At 68.2% G+C, this 17,223-nt stretch carries 18 protein-coding genes; 13 read left to right on the forward strand and 5 right to left on the reverse strand.

The window, feature by feature from the left end:
• Positions 1-3: 3 nt before the first annotated feature.
• The 7 genes from SB771_RS17805 (at position 4) to SB771_RS17835 (ending at position 7,468) form a co-directional block, all read left to right on the forward strand.
• Positions 4-966: a VOC family protein gene (locus SB771_RS17805; RefSeq protein ID WP_175659024.1), complete on the forward strand. Its 963-nt coding sequence runs from the start codon at positions 4-6 to the stop codon at positions 964-966.
• The gene (locus SB771_RS17810; protein WP_175659025.1) at positions 963-2,207 is read left to right on the forward strand and encodes an NAD(P)/FAD-dependent oxidoreductase; all 1,245 of its coding nucleotides are present in this window, start codon (positions 963-965) and stop codon (positions 2,205-2,207) included. The genes SB771_RS17805 and SB771_RS17810 overlap by 4 nt, the downstream gene beginning before the upstream one ends.
• 29 nt (positions 2,208-2,236) lie before the next feature.
• Positions 2,237-3,637 carry an MFS transporter gene (locus SB771_RS17815; protein WP_105787048.1) on the forward strand — a complete coding sequence of 467 codons (1,401 nt, stop codon included), beginning with the start codon at positions 2,237-2,239 and terminating at the stop codon, positions 3,635-3,637.
• 180 nt (positions 3,638-3,817) lie between these two features.
• Entirely contained in the window at positions 3,818-4,054 is a 237-nt protein-coding gene (locus SB771_RS17820) for a DUF3079 domain-containing protein (protein ID WP_175659026.1), read from the forward strand.
• Between the two features lie 193 nt (positions 4,055-4,247).
• Complete coding sequence (hcp, locus tag SB771_RS17825) at positions 4,248-5,915, forward strand: hydroxylamine reductase (protein WP_175659027.1); 1,668 nt, start codon at positions 4,248-4,250, stop codon at positions 5,913-5,915.
• 13 nt (positions 5,916-5,928) lie between these two features.
• Positions 5,929-6,951, forward strand: coding sequence for a 2Fe-2S iron-sulfur cluster-binding protein (locus SB771_RS17830; protein ID WP_175659028.1), 1,023 nt, complete (start codon positions 5,929-5,931; stop codon positions 6,949-6,951).
• A 115-nt stretch (positions 6,952-7,066) separates the two neighbouring features.
• Positions 7,067-7,468: a PPC domain-containing DNA-binding protein gene (locus SB771_RS17835; protein ID WP_175659029.1), complete on the forward strand. Its 402-nt coding sequence runs from the start codon at positions 7,067-7,069 to the stop codon at positions 7,466-7,468.
• A gap of 39 nt (positions 7,469-7,507) precedes the next feature.
• On the opposite strand, the gene SB771_RS17840 is transcribed toward SB771_RS17835, so the two are convergent.
• The 5 genes from SB771_RS17840 to SB771_RS17860 all read right to left on the reverse strand — a co-directional run bounded on the left by SB771_RS17840 (position 7,508) and on the right by SB771_RS17860 (position 11,906).
• The gene (locus SB771_RS17840; RefSeq protein WP_175659030.1) at positions 7,508-8,770 is read right to left on the reverse strand and encodes a DUF2252 family protein; all 1,263 of its coding nucleotides are present in this window, start codon (positions 8,768-8,770) and stop codon (positions 7,508-7,510) included.
• Between the two features lie 82 nt (positions 8,771-8,852).
• A complete protein-coding gene (locus SB771_RS17845) occupies positions 8,853-10,139 on the reverse strand; it encodes an NRAMP family divalent metal transporter (protein WP_175659031.1) in 1,287 nt (428 codons plus the stop codon).
• A gap of 410 nt (positions 10,140-10,549) precedes the next feature.
• Complete coding sequence (locus SB771_RS17850) at positions 10,550-10,798, reverse strand: adhesin (protein ID WP_175659032.1); 249 nt, start codon at positions 10,796-10,798, stop codon at positions 10,550-10,552.
• Positions 10,799-10,983: 185 nt separating this feature from the next.
• Positions 10,984-11,193, reverse strand: a complete 210-nt coding sequence (locus SB771_RS17855; protein ID WP_410721811.1) for a hypothetical protein — start codon at positions 11,191-11,193, stop codon at positions 10,984-10,986.
• A 278-nt stretch (positions 11,194-11,471) separates the two neighbouring features.
• On the reverse strand, positions 11,472-11,906 hold the full coding sequence (locus SB771_RS17860; protein WP_011659079.1) for a universal stress protein: 435 nt from the start codon (positions 11,904-11,906) through the stop codon (positions 11,472-11,474).
• A gap of 395 nt (positions 11,907-12,301) precedes the next feature.
• Here SB771_RS17860 and SB771_RS17865 point away from each other — a divergent pair, with 395 nt between their 5' ends.
• From SB771_RS17865 to SB771_RS17890, 6 genes are all read left to right on the forward strand, one after another.
• Positions 12,302-13,786: an amidase gene (locus SB771_RS17865; RefSeq protein WP_175659033.1), complete on the forward strand. Its 1,485-nt coding sequence runs from the start codon at positions 12,302-12,304 to the stop codon at positions 13,784-13,786.
• 246 nt (positions 13,787-14,032) lie between these two features.
• Positions 14,033-14,725 carry a hypothetical protein gene (locus SB771_RS17870; RefSeq protein WP_175659034.1) on the forward strand — a complete coding sequence of 231 codons (693 nt, stop codon included), beginning with the start codon at positions 14,033-14,035 and terminating at the stop codon, positions 14,723-14,725.
• A gap of 126 nt (positions 14,726-14,851) precedes the next feature.
• On the forward strand, positions 14,852-15,685 hold the full coding sequence (locus tag SB771_RS17875) for an arylamine N-acetyltransferase family protein (protein WP_175659035.1): 834 nt from the start codon (positions 14,852-14,854) through the stop codon (positions 15,683-15,685).
• A gap of 106 nt (positions 15,686-15,791) precedes the next feature.
• Positions 15,792-15,968: a ribbon-helix-helix domain-containing protein gene (locus SB771_RS17880; RefSeq protein WP_041490059.1), complete on the forward strand. Its 177-nt coding sequence runs from the start codon at positions 15,792-15,794 to the stop codon at positions 15,966-15,968.
• A 1-nt stretch (position 15,969) separates the two neighbouring features.
• Complete coding sequence (locus SB771_RS17885) at positions 15,970-16,320, forward strand: VOC family protein (protein WP_175654572.1); 351 nt, start codon at positions 15,970-15,972, stop codon at positions 16,318-16,320.
• 10 nt (positions 16,321-16,330) lie between these two features.
• The gene (locus SB771_RS17890) at positions 16,331-17,209 is read left to right on the forward strand and encodes a class I SAM-dependent methyltransferase (protein WP_175659036.1); all 879 of its coding nucleotides are present in this window, start codon (positions 16,331-16,333) and stop codon (positions 17,207-17,209) included.
• The last annotated feature ends 14 nt before the right edge of the window (positions 17,210-17,223 follow it).

Raw genomic sequence — 17,223 nt, forward strand, 5'->3', positions numbered from 1 at the left:
GCAATGAGCATCTTGGGTATCGAGCAGATCACGTACGGTGTCGACGACCTCGCGACGTGCCGGCGCTTTTTCGCCGACTGGGGGCTGAAGGAAGTCGCGCACGACGACACGGGCGCACGTTTCGAGACGATGAACGGCTGCACCGTGCTGGTCGTGAAGGCCGACGATCCGTCGCTGCCGCCCGCGTTCGAAGCGGGCCCGACGCTGCGTGAAGTCACGTGGGGCGTCGCGACGCGGCAGGCACTCGACGCGCTGCGCACGAAGCTGGCCGGCCAGCCCGGCTATTACGCACAGGACGATGCGGTGGGCTGCATCGATCCGAACGGGATGGCGATCCGCATCGAGGTGACGCGCAAGCGCGCGCTCGACATCACCGGCTCGCCGTCGAACGTGTGGGGCCAGACGGCGCGCGTCGACCAGCCGAGCCCGATCTATGCGCGCGCCGAGCCGGTCGAGGTCGGGCATGTCGTGTTCTTCACGAACTGCCTGGACGCGCAGGAAACGTTCTATCACGACCTGCTCGGCTTCGAGACGTCGGACCGCTATCCGGGCCGCGGCGCGTTCATGCGCTGCGCGCCGCACGGCGGCCACCACGACCTGTTCCTGCTCGCGCTGCCGAACGGCAAGCGCGGCCTGAACCACGTCGCGTTCACCGTGCGTGACATCCACGAAGTGTTCGGCGGCGGCATGCACATCGACCGCTGCGGCTGGGAAACGCAGCTCGGCCCGGGGCGTCACCCGGTGTCCTCCGCGTACTTCTGGTACTTCCAGAATCCGGCCGGCGCGCTGATCGAGTACTACGCGGATGAAGACGTGCTGACACCGCATTGGCAGCCGCGCGAATTCGAACCGGGCCCGACCGTGTTCGCCGAATGGGCCGTCGATGGCGGCCTCGACGGCAACACGCGCCGGCAGAAGAACGCGAAGGCGCCGGAAGGCAAGTTCATGACGGAGCGCAAACCATGACCGAAGCAAACACACTGGAGCAGCCCGCGCCCGGCACGGTCGTCGTGATCGGCGGCGGCCAGGCCGCCGGCTGGGTGCTGAAGACGCTGCGCGCGGAAGGGTTCGCGGGCCGCCTCGTGATGATCGCCGACGAGCCGCACCTGCCGTACGAGCGTCCGCCGCTGTCGAAGGCCGTGCTGGCCGGCGACGCCGACATCGAGACCGTGCGCGTCGTGCGTCCGGACGAATTCGACACGCTGAACGTGGAGGCATGGCAGCCGGAACGCGCGGCGTCGATCGACCGTGCGCGCCGCGTGGTGAAGACCGAAAGCGGCCGCGAGGTCGAATACGACCGCCTCGTGATCGCGACCGGCGGCACGTCGCGCCGCTTGCCCGATGCGCTCGTCAACACGTCGAACCTGCACTACCTGCGCACGCTCGACGAGGCGGCCGCGCTCGGCGAGAAGCTGCGCGCGAGCCGGCGCGTGCTCGTGATCGGCGGCGGCTGGATCGGTCTCGAGGTCGCGGCAACCGCGCGCAAGCTCGGTGTCGAGGCCGTCGTCGTCGAAGGCGCGCCGCGTCTGTGCGGGCGCTCGGTGCCGCAGATCGTGTCGGACTTCCTGCTCGACCTGCATCGTGCGAACGGTGTCGACGTGCGTCTCGGCGCGGCGCTCGCGTCGCTCGACGCGCAGCCGGACGACGCATCGAAGGTGCGCGCGACGCTGGCCGATGGCACGACGATCGACGCCGATTTCGCGGTGGCCGGCATCGGCCTCGCGCTGAATGCGTCGCTCGCGAGCGACGCGGGGCTCGCGCTCGACGACGGCATCGTGGTCGACGAATTCGGCGCGACCAGCGACCCGGCGATCTTCGCGTGCGGCGACGTCGCGAATCATCACAACGGCTGGCTGAAGCGGCGCGTGCGGCTCGAATCGTGGGCGAACGCGCAGAACCAGGCGATCGCGGCCGCGAAGGCCGTGCTCGGCGTGCGTGCGCCGTATGCGGAAATTCCGTGGTTCTGGTCCGATCAGTACGACGTGAACCTGCAGATCCTCGGCGATCTGCCGGCCGATGCGCAGCTTGTCGTGCGCGGCGATCTCGCCGCGCGCCGCGCGACGCTGTTTTTCTTGGGCGATGGGCATGTGAGAGGTGTCATCGCCATCAACAACGCACGCGAGCTGAAGCTCGCACGCAAGTGGATGAACCAGGGCCGGGCAGTGGATACGGAAGCCCTGGCGGACACGACCAAAGCGCTTGCCTGACCGGCGAAACGATCCAGGAGACTCCCCGCATGAGCACTTTCGACAACGTCGTGGCCGGCAGGGCCACGATGGAAGCTGCCGCCTCCACGCCCGGCGCGATCATCGCGCGGCTCGAGCGGCTTCCGGCCAACGCGATGCAGATCCGCGCGCGCGTGCTGATCGGCACCGCGACGTTCTTCGACGGCTTCGACGTGATCACGATCGCGGCGACGCTGCCGCTGCTGATTCACAAGTGGGGGCTGTCGCCGACGCAGATCGGCATGCTGATCGCGTCCGGCGCGATCGGCCAGCTGATCGGCGCGTTCCTGTTTCCCGCGCTCGCGGAGAAGCATGGCCGCGTGAAGGCGATCGCGTGGAGTTCAGCCGTGATCGGCGTCACCAGCATCGCGTGCGGCTTCGCGCCGACGTTCGAGATCTTCGTGCTGCTGCGGATCCTGCAGGGGCTCGGGCTGGGCGGCGAGCTGCCGGTCGCCGCGACCTACATCAACGAGATCACGCGTGCGCACGGCCGCGGCCGCTTCGTGCTGCTGTACGAGATCGTGTTCCCGATCGGCCTGCTGGTGTCGATGGCGCTCGGCGCGTGGCTCGTGCCGCGGTTCGGCTGGGAAATCATGTACTTCGTCGGCGGGCTGCCGCTGATCCTCGCGCTGGTGCTCACGCGCCTCGTGCCGGAATCGCCGCGCTGGCTCGCGTCGCGCGGGCGACTCGCGGAAGCGGGGCGTGCGGTTGGCGTGTTCGAGGCGTCGGTACGCGGCGAGCTGCCGCCGGCGACGCAAGCGGCCGCGTTCGACGAGATGGTGCGCCAGCACCCGAAGCGCCGGATGAGCGACCTGTTCAGCGCCGCGTATCGCAAGCGCACGCTCGCGGTGGCGACGCTGTGGGCGACCTGCGGGTTCATCCAGTACGGGTTGTCGACGTGGCTGCCGACGATCTACAAGAACTTCTATCATGCGCCGCTGCAGCTCGCGCTGAATCTCGCGGTGATCGGCTCGGTGATGGGCGTGCTCGGTTCGCTCGCGTCGGCGCTGCTCGTCGACAAGCTTGGCCGCAAGCCGGTGATCGTCTGGTCGTTCGTGCTGTGCGCGCTGTCGCTGGCGCTGGCGGGCGTGTATCACGCGTCGTCGGTGTATGTCGTCGCGTTCTTCTGTTCGCTGTCGCTGGGGCTGATGGCATCGGGCTTCATCACGGCCTACGTCTATACGCCGGAGCAGTATCCGACGAGCATCCGCGCGTCCGGCTGCGGGCTCGGCAGCGCATGGCTGAAGATCGCATCGTTCGCCGCGCCGATGATCGTGCCGCACGCGATCATCGGCGGCAATCTCGCGCCGGCGTTCTACCTGATCGGCATCGTGCCGCTGATCGCGGCGCTGACCGTCCACTTCGTCGGGATCGAGACGAAGGGCAAGGTGCTGGAGGCGCTGGAGGCATAGGCACGGCGGGCCGATACGGCTGCAACCGCGGATACGGAAGGCCCGGACGATGTATGTCCGGGCTTTTTCGTTTTCGGAGCGACACCGGCGACGTGCGAACGAATGCCGCATCGGCGTCGCTCCCCGGTGCACTAGAGTCGAACGGTAGCGAACGAACCGACACCGGGAAGACCACGCATCATGGCCAAGAAATTTCCGCTGCATCCCCTGCATCCGGAGCGGATCTGCTGGGGATGCGACAACTATTGCCCGACGCAGTCGATGCGTTGCGGCAACGGCTCCAGCCGGACCCAGCACCCGAGCGAACTGCTCGGCGACGACTGGTATCGATACGGCGACTGGGGCATCGCCTGCGCGGATGCCGACGACGCAAGCGCACCGTCCGCGCCGTCGCCTGAAGCCGGCGGGCCATCCTAGCGACAAGTTGCCTCACCGGCCGGCGTCCCGTTTGTTGATCTGCATCACGGTCGCGAAGCGCGTGCCGAAACATCATGAAAAAGATGCATCAGAGAAGCATCTTTAAGCGGGCGAGCGGCCCGGCGGCCCGGAACACGCGTCCGGCCGCCCTGCGCATCGACCCGCGCCCCCATGATCGACAAAGGAGAGCACCGTGTTTTGCTATCAATGCGAACAGACCGACCGGACCGGCGCGCGGCCCGGCTGTGCATCGGCGAAAGGCAATTGCGGCAAGGATTCGACGACGGCCGACCTGCAGGACCTGCTGGTTCACGCGGTGAAGGGCATTGCCCAGTACGGCGCGATCGCGCGCACGATGGGCGAGCCCGACCGCGCAGCCGAGCGCTTCGTGCTGTACGCGATGTTCACCACGCTGACCAACGTGAACTTCCATGCGGCGCGCTTCGTCGCGCTGCTGCGTGAAGCCGCGCAGACGCGCGATCGCGTGAAGGCCGCCTGCGAAGCGCACGCACGCGCCGCGGGCACGGCGCCGCCGGTGCTGCACGGGCCGGCCGAGTGGCAGCCGGCGGACGATCTGGCGGGCTTGCTGAAGCAGGCGGCGAGCGTCGGCATCGACGCGGGCCTCGACACGGTGGGCGCGGATATCGTCGGGCTGCGCGCGCTGGTGCTGTACGGCCTGAAGGGCGTGTGCGCGTATGCGCATCATGCGCAGGTGCTCGGCTACGAGCGCGACGACATCTACGAAGGCGTCGACGCGGCGCTCGCGTTCCTCGCGGCCAATCCGGCCGACGTCGACGCACTGCTCGCGCACGCGCTCGATCTCGGCCGGCTGAACCTGACGGTGATGGAACTGCTCGACAACGCGAACACCGGTCGCTTCGGCGCGCAACAGCCGAGCGCCGTGCGCGTGTCGCCGGTGGCGGGCAAGGCGATCCTCGTGTCGGGCCACGATCTCGGCGATCTGCACGCGCTGCTGGAACAGACGGCGGGCACCGGCATCCAGGTCTACACGCATGGCGAAATGCTGCCGGCTCACGCGTATCCGTCGCTCAAGGCTTTCCCGCATCTGGCCGGCAACTACGGCGGCGCATGGCAGGACCAGCAGAGCGACTTCGCGCGTTTCCCCGGGCCGATCCTGATGACGTCCAACTGCATCATCGAGCCGCTGCCGCAATACCGGCAGCGCATCTTCACGACGGGGCCGGTCGGCTGGCCGGGCGTGCGCCATCTCGAACATCACGATTTTCCGACGCTGATCCGCGCCGCCCAGGCGCTGCCGGGCTTTCAGGCCACGGCGCCGGAGGAAACCATCACCATCGGGTTCGGCCGGCATGCGGTGCTGGGCGTCGCGGACAAGGTGATCGACGCGGTGAAGGCCGGGCAGATCCGCCACTTCTTCCTGATCGGCGGCTGCGACGGCGCGGCGCCGGGGCGCAATTACTACACCGAGTTCGCGGAGCAGGCGCCCGACGATACGGTGGTGATGACGCTTGGTTGCAACAAGTACCGGTTCAACCGGCACGCGTTCGGCGATATCGGCGGCATCCCGCGCCTGCTCGACATCGGGCAGTGCAACGACAGCTATTCGGCGATCCGGATCGCGACCGCGCTCGCCGATGCGTTCGAATGCGGCGTGAACGACCTGCCGCTGTCGCTCGTCATCTCGTGGTTCGAACAGAAGGCAGCGGCCGTGCTGCTGACGCTGCTCGCGCTCGGCATCCGCAACATCCGGCTCGGGCCGACGCTGCCCGCGTTCGTCACGCCGGGCGTGCTCGCGGTGCTGGTCGATCAGTTCGGAATCCAGCCGATCGGCGACGCCGGCGCGGACCTCGCCGCGGCGCTCGCGCGCCGGGCGGCATGAGCAGGATCGTTCGATGAGCTACCGGATCGAGATCACGACGCGTGACGGCGCGCCGTTCGGCTTCGACTGCGAGCCCGGCCAGGATCTGCTCGCGGCGGCGGCGCAAGCCGACATCACGCTGCCGTCGCAATGCCGGCGCGGGAGCTGCGGCGCATGCCAGGCGACCGTCGTCGACGGCCCGTACGAGATGCAGGCGCACAGCGCCGACGCGTTGCCCGCAGGCCAGCCCGGCGCGGTATTGCTGTGCCGGACGACGCCGCTCGGCGATCTGCGGGTTGTGGCGCCGTACGACCGCGCCAAGGTGCTGCTGCAGCCGGTGCCCGTGCGCACGGCGCGGATCGCCGCGCTCGACGCGATCGCGCGCGACACGATGCGCGTCGAGCTGCAGATCGAGCCCGACGATGCGTTCGGCGTGGCGGCGGAGTTCGAAGCCGGCCAGTTCGCGGAGCTGGAAGTGCCGGGCAGCGGCCTGCGCCGGCCCTATTCGCTCGCGAACACGAGCAACTGGGATGGCCGGATGGAGTTCCTGATCCGGCTGCGGGCGGGCGGCTGGTTCTCTACCTATCTGCGCGAACGCGCGCGGCCCGGCGATCGGCTGACCGTGCGTGTGCCGATGGGCGGGTTCGGCCTCTTCGCCGACAGCCTGCGGCCGCGCTGGTTCGTCGCGGGCGGCACGGGGCTCGCGCCGATCCTGTCGATGCTGCGGCGCATGGCCGAGTATCAGGAGACGGACGACGCGCGGCTGTTCTTCGGCGTCAATGAGGAAAGCGAACTGTTCATGCTCGACGAACTGGAACGCTTGCGTGCCGAGTTGCCGCAGTTGCGGGTCGATGTGTGCGTATGGCGGCCCGGCGTGGAATGGACCGGGCTGCGCGGCACGCCGGTCGACGCGTTGCGCGCGGCGCTGGCGCACGCGCCGGTGCTGCCGGATGTCTACGTTTGCGGGCCGCCGCCGCTCGTCGAAGGTGCGCGGGAAGTCGCGATCGCCGCCGGCGTGCCGGACGCGCAGGTCGCGAGCGAGCGGTTCACCGTGTAACGTGAGCGCCGGATGTTGCTGCGACGAGGTTCCATCCGGCAGGCGCAGGCTTGCCGGATTGCCTGGTCGAACGTACGCTTTGTCGACACCCAGGCCCACCAGCAGGTGATCGACCATGCAAGCCCATCCTCTGCGTCTTTCCCCCGGCGACGATCTGCGCGCCGCCATCGAGCACGCGTTGCGCGGGCTTCGCGCACACGCGGCATTCGTGATCCAGGGCATCGGCAGCCTGAACGTCGCGCAGTTGCGCTATGCCGGCGTCGACGCGCCGACCGAACTGCGCGGCGACCTCGAAATCCTGACGCTGGCCGGTTCGGTCTCGCCGGACGGCGCGCACCTGCATATGTCGGTTTCCGACGCGCAAGGCCGCGTCTCGGGCGGGCACGTCGCGAGCGGCTGCGTGGTGCGTACGACCGCCGAGATCCTGCTCGTGCTGTTGCCCGCGCATCGTTTCTCGCGTGAACCCGACGCGGGCACCGGATTCAACGAGCTGGTGATTCGCCCGGACAGGCGCTGAGCGCACGGAGCGTTCGCGGTGCATGACCGGTGCGTCGATTCAGCGGACTGCCTTGCCGAGCACATGGCGCCGGCAATGCTCGAGATACGCTTGCTCATGCGCGGCCATCAGTTCGATGATGCTTTTCCACAGCCATGAAGGCGCGTCGAGGGTCTTCGGCCGCTGGCGACGCAACTCGGCGCGCCACGCGCGTTGCGTCGCGTCGTCCATCTGCGCGGCATGCGCGCGGCCGATCACCAGCGCAAGGTAGCGGGCGACTTTCACCGCGTCGGCCTCCGACAGCCGTTCTGCTTCCAGTTTCAGATCCTGCGGCATCAATTCGCGCATCACGACGGCGCGCCCGTCAAGGCGCGCCGCGCACATCCGGCTGCCCAGCATCGGCGACACGTGCCGCGCGCCTTCGAGCACGCGTTGTGCGGCATCGCCCGGCATGCGTACCCCGGGGTATTTCGGCGCCTTGGCGGCCGCGGCTTCCTTGATGTCGATCAGGTAGGGCGGATGTCCGTCGGAACATGCGTCGTCGATATCGAGCATCACCGCGTAGCGGCGTCGGCCCAGCGAGCTGCAGCCCTTCACCCAGAACGCGGCGTCGAGCACCTTCATGCCGGCGTCGCAGCGCGCCGTGCGGCTGAGCGCCGCGCCGATCGTCGAAACCGGCGCGGTTTCGAACAGCGTGAGGATGGCGCTGCGCTCCCGTTCCGACAGCGGCCAGAAGCGCTTGCCCAACGGGATGTGCGGCGCGGTGTTCATGATCGTCTGCCGGTCGAGTTTGCGCCACGAGCGATGCAGCGCCGCCTTCATCGCGATCTGCACCTCGTGAGGGCGTTGCATGTGGCTGAGTTCGTCGCGGCGGCGGCTGTCGAACGCCTGCTCGTATCCGTCGGCGAGCGCCTCGATCATCCGCCACGTGATGATGCCGGGCAGGTCGGAGCTGCGCGCCGCGGTGGCGAGCGAGAACCCCAGACGCAGCACATCGTGGACCGGATTGCCGATCACGCTCTGGTCGAGATCGCGAATCTGCACGGCGACTTCACCCGTCTTCGACGCGACGGGCCCCAGATTGCCGAGATGGCAATCGCCGCCGATCCATATCGCGGGACCGTCGGGCACGGTGCCGGATCGATGGTCCGCCAGCCATGCGTAAAAGTGCTCGGCGCTGCCGCGCGTATAGGTGTGGATCGAGCGCGCCATCTTCCGGCTGCGCAGGCTGGCGAGAATGGGCGCGCGCTGGTCGCAGGCCGGCAGCTTGGCCGATCCGGCGGTTTTCTTGGCCACGATGCATCCTCCTTCCATCCGCGGCATGCGTTCCCGGTGCGCGTGCACCGCGCGATGCCGGTTTATTCCGGCGAGGCGAAGCGCCGACACGGCGGCGCGGCGGGGCCGCTCAATCCGGCACGAGCACGCCCATCGCCGCGATCACCATCGCGGACGTCGCGAGCCAGCCGCCCCATGCCAGCACGCCCCTGACGGCGAATTCGCCCATGATGCGTCTGCTGCCGGCCATCAGCATCATCACGAACATGATCGGCACCGCCGTCACGCCGTTGATGACCGCGCTCCAGTAAAGCGCCCGGATCGGGTCGAAATGCATGAACGTGATCGCGACGCCGCCGATGGTCGCCAATGCGATCACGCCGTAGAACTCGGGCGCGACACCCAGCCGCAACGCGAGGCTGTTGCGCCAGCGGAAGGTGCCCGCGGCCGCATACGCGGCGGATCCCGCGAGAACCGGCAGCGCCAGCAGGCCGGTGCCGATGATCCCGAGCGCGAACAGCACGTATGCGAAGTGCCCGGCGACGGGCTCGAGTGCCCGTGCGGCATCGGCCGACGTCTTCACGTCGATGTGATGCATGTGAAGCGTCGCCGCGGCCGTGAGCGTGATGAAGAACGCGATGATGTTCGACACGCCCATGCCGACCCAGGTGTCGACGCTGATCCGGCGCAACTGCGCGGGCGCCTGGTGCGGCATGATTCGCAGCGGTCGCTGGTTCGGCGCCGCGCGCAATTCCTCGACTTCCTGCGACGCCTGCCAGAAAAACAGATAAGGGCTGATCGTGGTGCCGAGCACGGCGATGACCGTCGTCAGGTACGCGGCGTTCAACTGGATCTGCGGCAGCACGATCGCACGGCCGACCTCGTGCCACGGGACGGGCACGATCAGCGCGACCGCGACATAGGCGAGCAGGGTCAGCGCGGTCCATTTGAGCAGGCGGGCGTAGCGGTCGTACGGCACGAAAATCTGCAGCACGACCGACACGCCGCCCAGGCAGACGACATAGAGCTCTTGCGGGCCGTGCAGCAGCAGCTTGACCGCCGCGCCCATCGCCGACAGGTCGGCCGCGATGTTGATCACGTTCGCAATGGTCAGCAGCGCGACGGTCGAATAGAGCAGCCACGGCGGATAGTGCGTGCGCATGTTCGACGCGAGGCCCTTGCCGGTCACGCGGCCGATGCGCGCGCTGATCAGCTGGATGGCCGTCATCAGCGGATAGGTCAGCAGCAGCGACCACAGCAGTTCGAAGCCGAACTGCGCGCCCGCTTGCGAATAGGTACCGATGCCGGAAGGATCGTCGTCGGCGGCGCCGGTGACGAGCCCCGGCCCGAGGCGGCGGAGCCACGTCGTCGCGGACGGACGAGGTTGTGCGGAATCGATGGACTCTTGGTCGTTCATGTTGGCGGCGGCCCGTGATGAAGGACAGGGAAGTCGCAATCGGCGTGCCCGGGCGGAATAGGTTTTCGGTCGCGCAGCCCAGCGCAGCGGAAAGCCGCTACGGGCGGCGCGCGGGAAGCGGGGATAGGGGAAGTTGGATGGACGGCGCGTGCGTGAACGAGCGCATCCGAATCGGGACATCGACGGGCGTTGCCCGGCGATTTTGCCCGGGCGCTATGGCATGAGCTTGCTTGAAGTGTCGCGCAGGCTGCTCATCGATTCGTCGAGCGCGGTATTGACGGCGTATTGGCGGCTACCGGCACGTCAGGGCCGGTCGCGCGGAGCACAAAGGATGGAAAGCGCCGGTCTCGGCCGCTCCCGGCGACGCGGCGCGACATGGACACAGCCGACACGGCAGCGCCCGTTCGACCTCAACGCGCGGCCATCGCGGCATCCTGATTGCCACGTCCGGTCACGAGGCAGCCGGACATGAATGCCTCGCTCTGGCTGCTGGCTGCCACGTTGCCGAAGCCGCGGCTGAGTGCGTCGTATTTCACCTGCTCGGCGCCTTGCGAGCACGCGGTCGGACTGGCGTCGCGGCCTTGCGCATGCAGCAGCGCCCGATCGCCGATCAGGTAGGCCAGCAGCGCGAAAAAAGCGATGTGTACCACTCGTCTCATGATTCGTCTCCTCGTCGCTCAAGCGTAACGCGGACACGTGTTGCGAAGCATTGGGGCTTCCCCGGGTAATCGTCTGCTGAAATGCCCGTGGGCCGACGTAATGACGTCCCTTTTTGTCCATCGTAACGGGGAAAGGAGTGGCAGGCGGCCGGACCGGCGCGCAATCGATGCGAGTTTGACGAATGTCAGGGTGCGGGCAGGGCGAGACGGTCGCGCGGCCGGTCGCAGCGATAGCATGAATGCATGTTCTGGCGGAACGCGATGCGCGGCAAAGCGATGGGCGCGGCGGTTCCGAATGCAGCAGGTACGTGTTGAACATCGCTATCGAAATAGTGAGGAATCCAAATGCTTAACGTCTCTTCGGTCCTGATCAGCATGGCGCCGTTGTGGGTCATTCTGCTGGGCGCGTCTTCCGCGGCGGCCTATCTCGTGTTCTGGCGTAAGGCGATCAAGTAAGCCGGTCGATGCTGCGCGACAACGCACGCGTGTGCGTCGCAGTATCGGTACATTGCGCACGACGGCTTTTGCGCCGTGCTATGCGCGTCCTTGAATCGACGCGAATGAAACGACCCGCCTGAGCGGGTCCATGACGGCCTCGTCCCGCCGGTGCACGCATCGAGCTTGACCGCGCGGTGCCGCGCAACACGACGGCGAAACGACGGCGATCAGCCGCTTATCGCACCGCCGTCACCGGCACATTCGAAATCCGCACGAGCCGGCTCATCACGCTGCGGCGGAACATCGACAGCATCGTATGAACCGGATCGAGCCGCGGCGCGACGACGACGATTTCGTCGCAGCCCATCTCGGCCGCGACGGCCGCGATCGTGTCGGCCACCGGCCCGACCTTCTTCACGACGCTGTACCGGACTCCGGCTTCCCGCAGCACCCGCTCGGCCATCGCCAGATCCTCGCACGCGAACTTGTCCTCGATCGAGCGCAGCCGCGACAGCGGGTGAAACGCCTCGAGCCGCGTCGCTTCGAGCGGCGGCTGTACGTTGATCAGCACGATCTCGGACGCGCAGCGTTCGTGATACAGGAAGGTCGCGTGGCGGACCGCCTGCAGCGAACGGGGCGAATGACCGACAGGAACCAGCAGCTTGAGCATGGACGATGCTCCGAAGTCGAGATGTTTCCAGCGTAGCGCGCCGCCGGATCGCTCGATCTAAAGAAATCGGGCGGCCACGTAAAAATGCCGTCAACGCCGGCCGTCGCGTTGTGTTGCGCCTATTAGAAATATAAGAAATTTAAGTTTATGCGCATAAACGTTTTCATCGGCCGGTCGGCAAACCCCGTCCTGCCGCCATGCGGCACGCCGATTTAGTCGGATCCTCAATGAATCGCGCGGGAAAATATCGAAGGTCGGCCAGCGGGCGTCGCGTAGAGTAGGGCATCGGTCGCGGCGCGGCCTCTCCAGCCCTTTCCAGGCCCATTGCCGGCCGCTCGGGAGGCGTACCGCCGCCACGCGGCCCGCCATTCCCTTCCGATTCCAGGAGACCTCGCATGCCGCACGGCGCCCCGCAGCTTCTCGCTCCCGCTTCCATCACCGTCGACCCGATCGTGCGCCTGTCGGCCGGCGAACTCGCATCGGCGATCCGCAGCAAGGCGGTTTCCTGCGTCGAGACGATGCGTGCGTATCTCGATCACATCGAGCGCGTGAACGGTGCAGTGAACGCGCTGGTCTCGCTGCGCGATCGCGCGACGCTGCTCGCCGAAGCCGCGGAAAAGGACGCGGCGCTCGCCCGCGGCGAATATCACGGCTGGCTGCACGGGATGCCGCAGGCGCCGAAGGATATCGCGATGACGAAAGGGTTGCGGACGACCTACGGCTCGCCGATCTTCCGCGATAACGTGCCGCAGGCCGACTCGGTCGGCGTCGGGCGGATGCGCGCGGCGGGCGCGATCTTCATCGGCAAGACCAACACGCCGGAGTTCGGTCTCGGCTCGCACACGTTCAACGAAGTCCACGGCGCGACGCGCAATCCGTACGACCTGACGAAGAGCGCGGGCGGCAGCAGCGGCGGCACGGCGGCGGCGCTCGCCGCGCGCATGCTGCCGGTTGCGGACGGCAGCGACTTCGGCGGCTCGCTGCGCAATCCGGCCGCGTTCTGCAACATCTACGGCTTGCGTCCGTCGCAGGGCCGCGTGCCGCGCTGGCCGGCCGTCGACGTGTTCATGCAGCAGCTCGGCATCGAAGGGCCGATGGGCCGCACCGTCGGCGACGTCGCGCACCTGCTGTCGATCCAGGCCGGCTACGACCCGAACGATCCGCTGTCGCTCGCGGAAGATCCCGCGGTGTTCACGAAGTCGCTCGAGAAGGACCTGCGCGGCGAGCGCATCGCGTGGGTCGGCGACTGGAACGGTTATCTCGCGACCGAGCCGGGCGTGCTCGCGCAGTGCGAAAAGGGCCTCGCGACGCTGCGCGAGATCGGCTGCGACGTCGATGCGGCGCTGCCGGCGTTCGCGCCCGACCGGATCTGGCGCCTCTGGCTCACGCATCGGCATCTGCTGTCCGGCGGCGGGCTGCTCGCGCACTATCGCGACCCGGCACGGCGTGCGCTGCTCAAGCCCGAGGCGATCTACGAGGTCGAAGGGCTGCTCGCGATGCAGGCTGCCGACGTGTTCGACGCGAGCATCGAGCGCACCGCGTGGCATCAGGCCGTGCTGAGCTTCTTCGATCGCTACGACTTCATCGCGGCGCCGACCGCGCAGGTGTTCCCGTTCGACGTCGAACAGCGCTGGCCGAAGGAAATCGCGGGCCGCGCGATGGATACCTACCACCGCTGGATGGAAACGGTGGTGCCGTGGACGCTGGCCGGCTGCCCGGTGATCAGCGTGCCGGTCGGCTTCAACGATGCGGGGCTGCCGATGGGGATGCAGCTGATCGGCCGGCCGCGCGCGGATCTCGCGGTGCTGCAACTCGCGCGCGGCTACGAGCAGGCGGCCGACTGGGTCGGCCGGCGGCTGCCGGCCTGGATGGCTGCGTGACGCACGCGGCGGCTTCGATCCCGGGCGCCCGCGACCAGCAATATTGATGCAGGCAAGGAACGAATCCCGATGCGCCGCCGAGATCGCGCGGCAAATGCGGACGAATGCGCGCGGCGAGCCCGGACGGCGGCGGAATTGCAAGCGGCCGCGGCGCGCGATTTCGTTTCGATGTGTTTCAGTCGTTGCGGCGGCGCGCGACGCGCTTCGACAATATCCGCATCAATAATTCGGGCACGAGGGAAACAGATGAAGCAGATTCGCGCGACGGGCAAGCACCTCGCATCGGCAGGCATCGCATTCGGCATCCTGCTGGGCGTCAACGGCAGCGCGCATGCGCAACTCGACCTGCAGGCGATCGGATCGTCGCTGCTCGGCGGCGGGCAGCAGCAGGCCGCACCGTCGCAGGGCGGCGTCGCGCAGTTGCTGCAGGCGTACGTCGGCGCGAACCAGCAGGTGCTGGCCGGCCAGTCGTCGCTTGCTTCGGCGATGGGGCTCACCGGCGCGGCCGGGCAGGCGCAGCAGGCCGCCGGCCTGCTCGGCGGCGGCAACGCATTGACGCCGGCCGCGCTGTCGCAGATGGGCGGCGCGCAGCAGTCGGTGTCGCAGGCGCTCGGCCAGGCGTTCGCGAGCGGCGGTGCGACGCACGGCCCGGTCGACAAGCAGGCGTTCAGCAACGGCCTCGCATCGCTCGGCCAGGGCCTCACGCAGTACTCGCAACTGCAGTCGGGGCTCGGTAGTCTCGGTTCGACCAGCGCAGCATCGCTGCTGCAGGCGGGCCTGAATCCGCAGAACATGCAGGCAGCGACGTATATCGCGCAAAGCGCGCCGAGCCAGTTGCAGTCGCTCGCGTCGACGCTCAGCCAGGCCGTGCAGTTCGCGACGAGCCAGGGCATCTCGGTGCCGTCGGTCGCGTCGTCCGCGCTGAAGCTGCTGCCGTAACGTTATCGGCGCCGCGCGCCGCGGTGCTGGTAGCCGCGCCGCGCGCACAGCGCCGGGAAGGCCCCGCGCAACATGGGGATTGCGCTCGATGCTATCGTGCGTGTTCCCCGTTCCCGGTGCCGGTTCATGACTGACTCGTTCGACCTCCCGCGCTATTTCGCCCGCATCGGCTACGACGGCCCGGCCAAGCCGACGCTCGACGTGCTGCGCCGGCTGCATCTGCTGCACCCGCAGGCGATCCCGTTCGAAAACCTCAATCCGCTGACCGGCGCGCGTGTCGCGCTCGACGTGCCGGCGATCGTTGACAAGGTGGTCGCGCACCGCCGCGGCGGCTACTGCTTCGAACTCAACAAGCTGTTCTACACCGTGCTCACGCACATCGGTTTCCGCGTGACGCCGTTGATCGCGCGTGTGCGCTGGATGCGGCCGGCCGACGTCGTCACCGCGCAGACGCACATGCTGCTGCGCATCGATCTCGACGGCGCGACGTGGCTCGCGGACATCGGCTTCGGCAGCGCGACACTCACCGCGCCGCTGCGCTTCGTGCCCGACGAGCGGCAACTGACGCCGCACGGCGCGTTTCGCGTGGTCGGCGCGCCGGTCGACGGCGAGTTCGACATGCAGTTCGAGATTCCCGATGGCTGGCAGACGACCTATCGCTTCTCGCTGAAGCGGGCCGAGTGGATCGATTACGAGGCCGCGAACTGGTTCACGTCGACGTATCCCGAATCGATCTTCGTGAACGACCTGATCGCGTGCCGCGTGCTGCCGGACGGCCGCGCGGCGCTGTTCAACACCGTGCTGACGCTGCGCGACGCGGCGGGCGCGGGGCGCACCGTCACGTTCGACGACGCGGCGGCGTGGGGCGCATGCCTGCGCGACACCATCGGCATCGATACGACCGGCTTCGATCTCGACGCGCTGTTCGCACGGGTGGCGGCGCGGGCCAACATGACGTGAGCGCGTAGCGAGCGGCGGCATGGCCGGCGTCGGCGTCCGCCGCACGCCACGCCGCCGATTCCGTTGCGTGTTTGACTTTTGCTATTTTGCTAGCATACTAGTAATCATGAGTGACGAAGAAGTGAAGCAGTTCAACGTGTACCTGCCGCTGAGCCTGATCCGGCAGGTCAAGCATCGCGCCATCGAAACGGAGCAGTCGCTGTCCGCGCTGGTGGCCGACGCATTGCGCGCGTATCTGGCCGCTCCGCCACCGGGAGCCGGGCCGTCCATCAAGGAGGAATGACATGTCATCCGGGCGAATCGAAGCCGTGTACCTGACGACGCACAACTGGGGCAAGTCGGCGAAGTTCTTCCAGGCGCTGGGCTTCACGCTGGAATTCGAAACCGATCACGCGTCGGGCCAGTTGAGGCGCGGCGACGGCCCGTATCTGTTCATCGCCGAAGTGCCGACGAGCGAGACGCCGGACATGCAGGTCGTGCTGACGGTGCCGGACGAACAGTCGGTCCGGCCGCAGCCGATCGTCGACGTGGTCACGCCGTTCGAGGATACGCACTGGGGCACGCGGGACATGACCGTGCGAGACCCCGACGGTCGCGTGTGGCGCTTGCAGGCGCCGGGCACATCGGCTGCATGAGGCCGCGGCGATGACTGGCCTCCATCAGGACCATCAAGACCATCAGGACGCCCCCGACAGCACCGCCGCCCGCGTCGCGCTGTGGCGCGCGCTGCACGTCGAACTCGATGCGCCGCCGCACGTGCTCGCCGATGAAGTCGGCCTGCGCTTGCTCGCACCGGCGCCCGGCTGGCAGCAGCGCGGCGACATGGATCCGCGGTTCACGCGGCCGTTTCGCGCATCGATCGTCGCGCGGGCGCGCTTCATCGAGGATCTCGTCATCGAGCAGGCCGCGCAGGGTGTGAGTCAGTACGTGATCCTCGGCGCGGGACTCGACAGCTTCGTGCAGCGCCGGCCAGAGATGGCATCGCGCCTGACCGTCTTCGAAGTCGATCCGCCCGCGCCGCAGGCGTGGAAGCGCCGCCGCCTGACCGAGCTCGGCTTCGGCGTGCCGGACTGGCTGCGGTTCGTGCCGGTCGATTTCGAGGCGCAGCAGTCGTGGCGCGACGCGCTCGTTGGCGCGGGCTTCGATGCGGGCAAACCGGCGGTCGTGGTGTCCACCGGCGTCAGCATGTACCTGACGCGCGACGCGAACGCGGCGTCGCTGCGCGAAGTCGCGTCGCTCGCGCCGGGTTCGACGTTCGCGATGACCTTCCTGCTGCCGCTCGAGCATGCGGATCCGGACGTGCGTCCGGCGCTCGACATGGCCGCGAAGGGCGCGGCCGCGAGCGGCACGCCGTTCATCAGCTTCTTCATGCCGGCGGAGATCCGCGCGCTTGCGGCGCAGGCCGGCTTCGCGCGGGCCGAGCATGTGTCGGCCGCCGAGCTTACGCGCCGCTACTTCGCCGATCGACCCGACGGCCTGCGTCCGCCGAACAACGCGGAAGAGCTGCTGGTCGCGACGGTGTAACGCCGCGCTCATGC

It is taken from the genome of Burkholderia sp. SIMBA_051, from assembly GCF_046534915.1.
GTDB classification, from domain to species: domain Bacteria; phylum Pseudomonadota; class Gammaproteobacteria; order Burkholderiales; family Burkholderiaceae; genus Burkholderia; species Burkholderia ambifaria.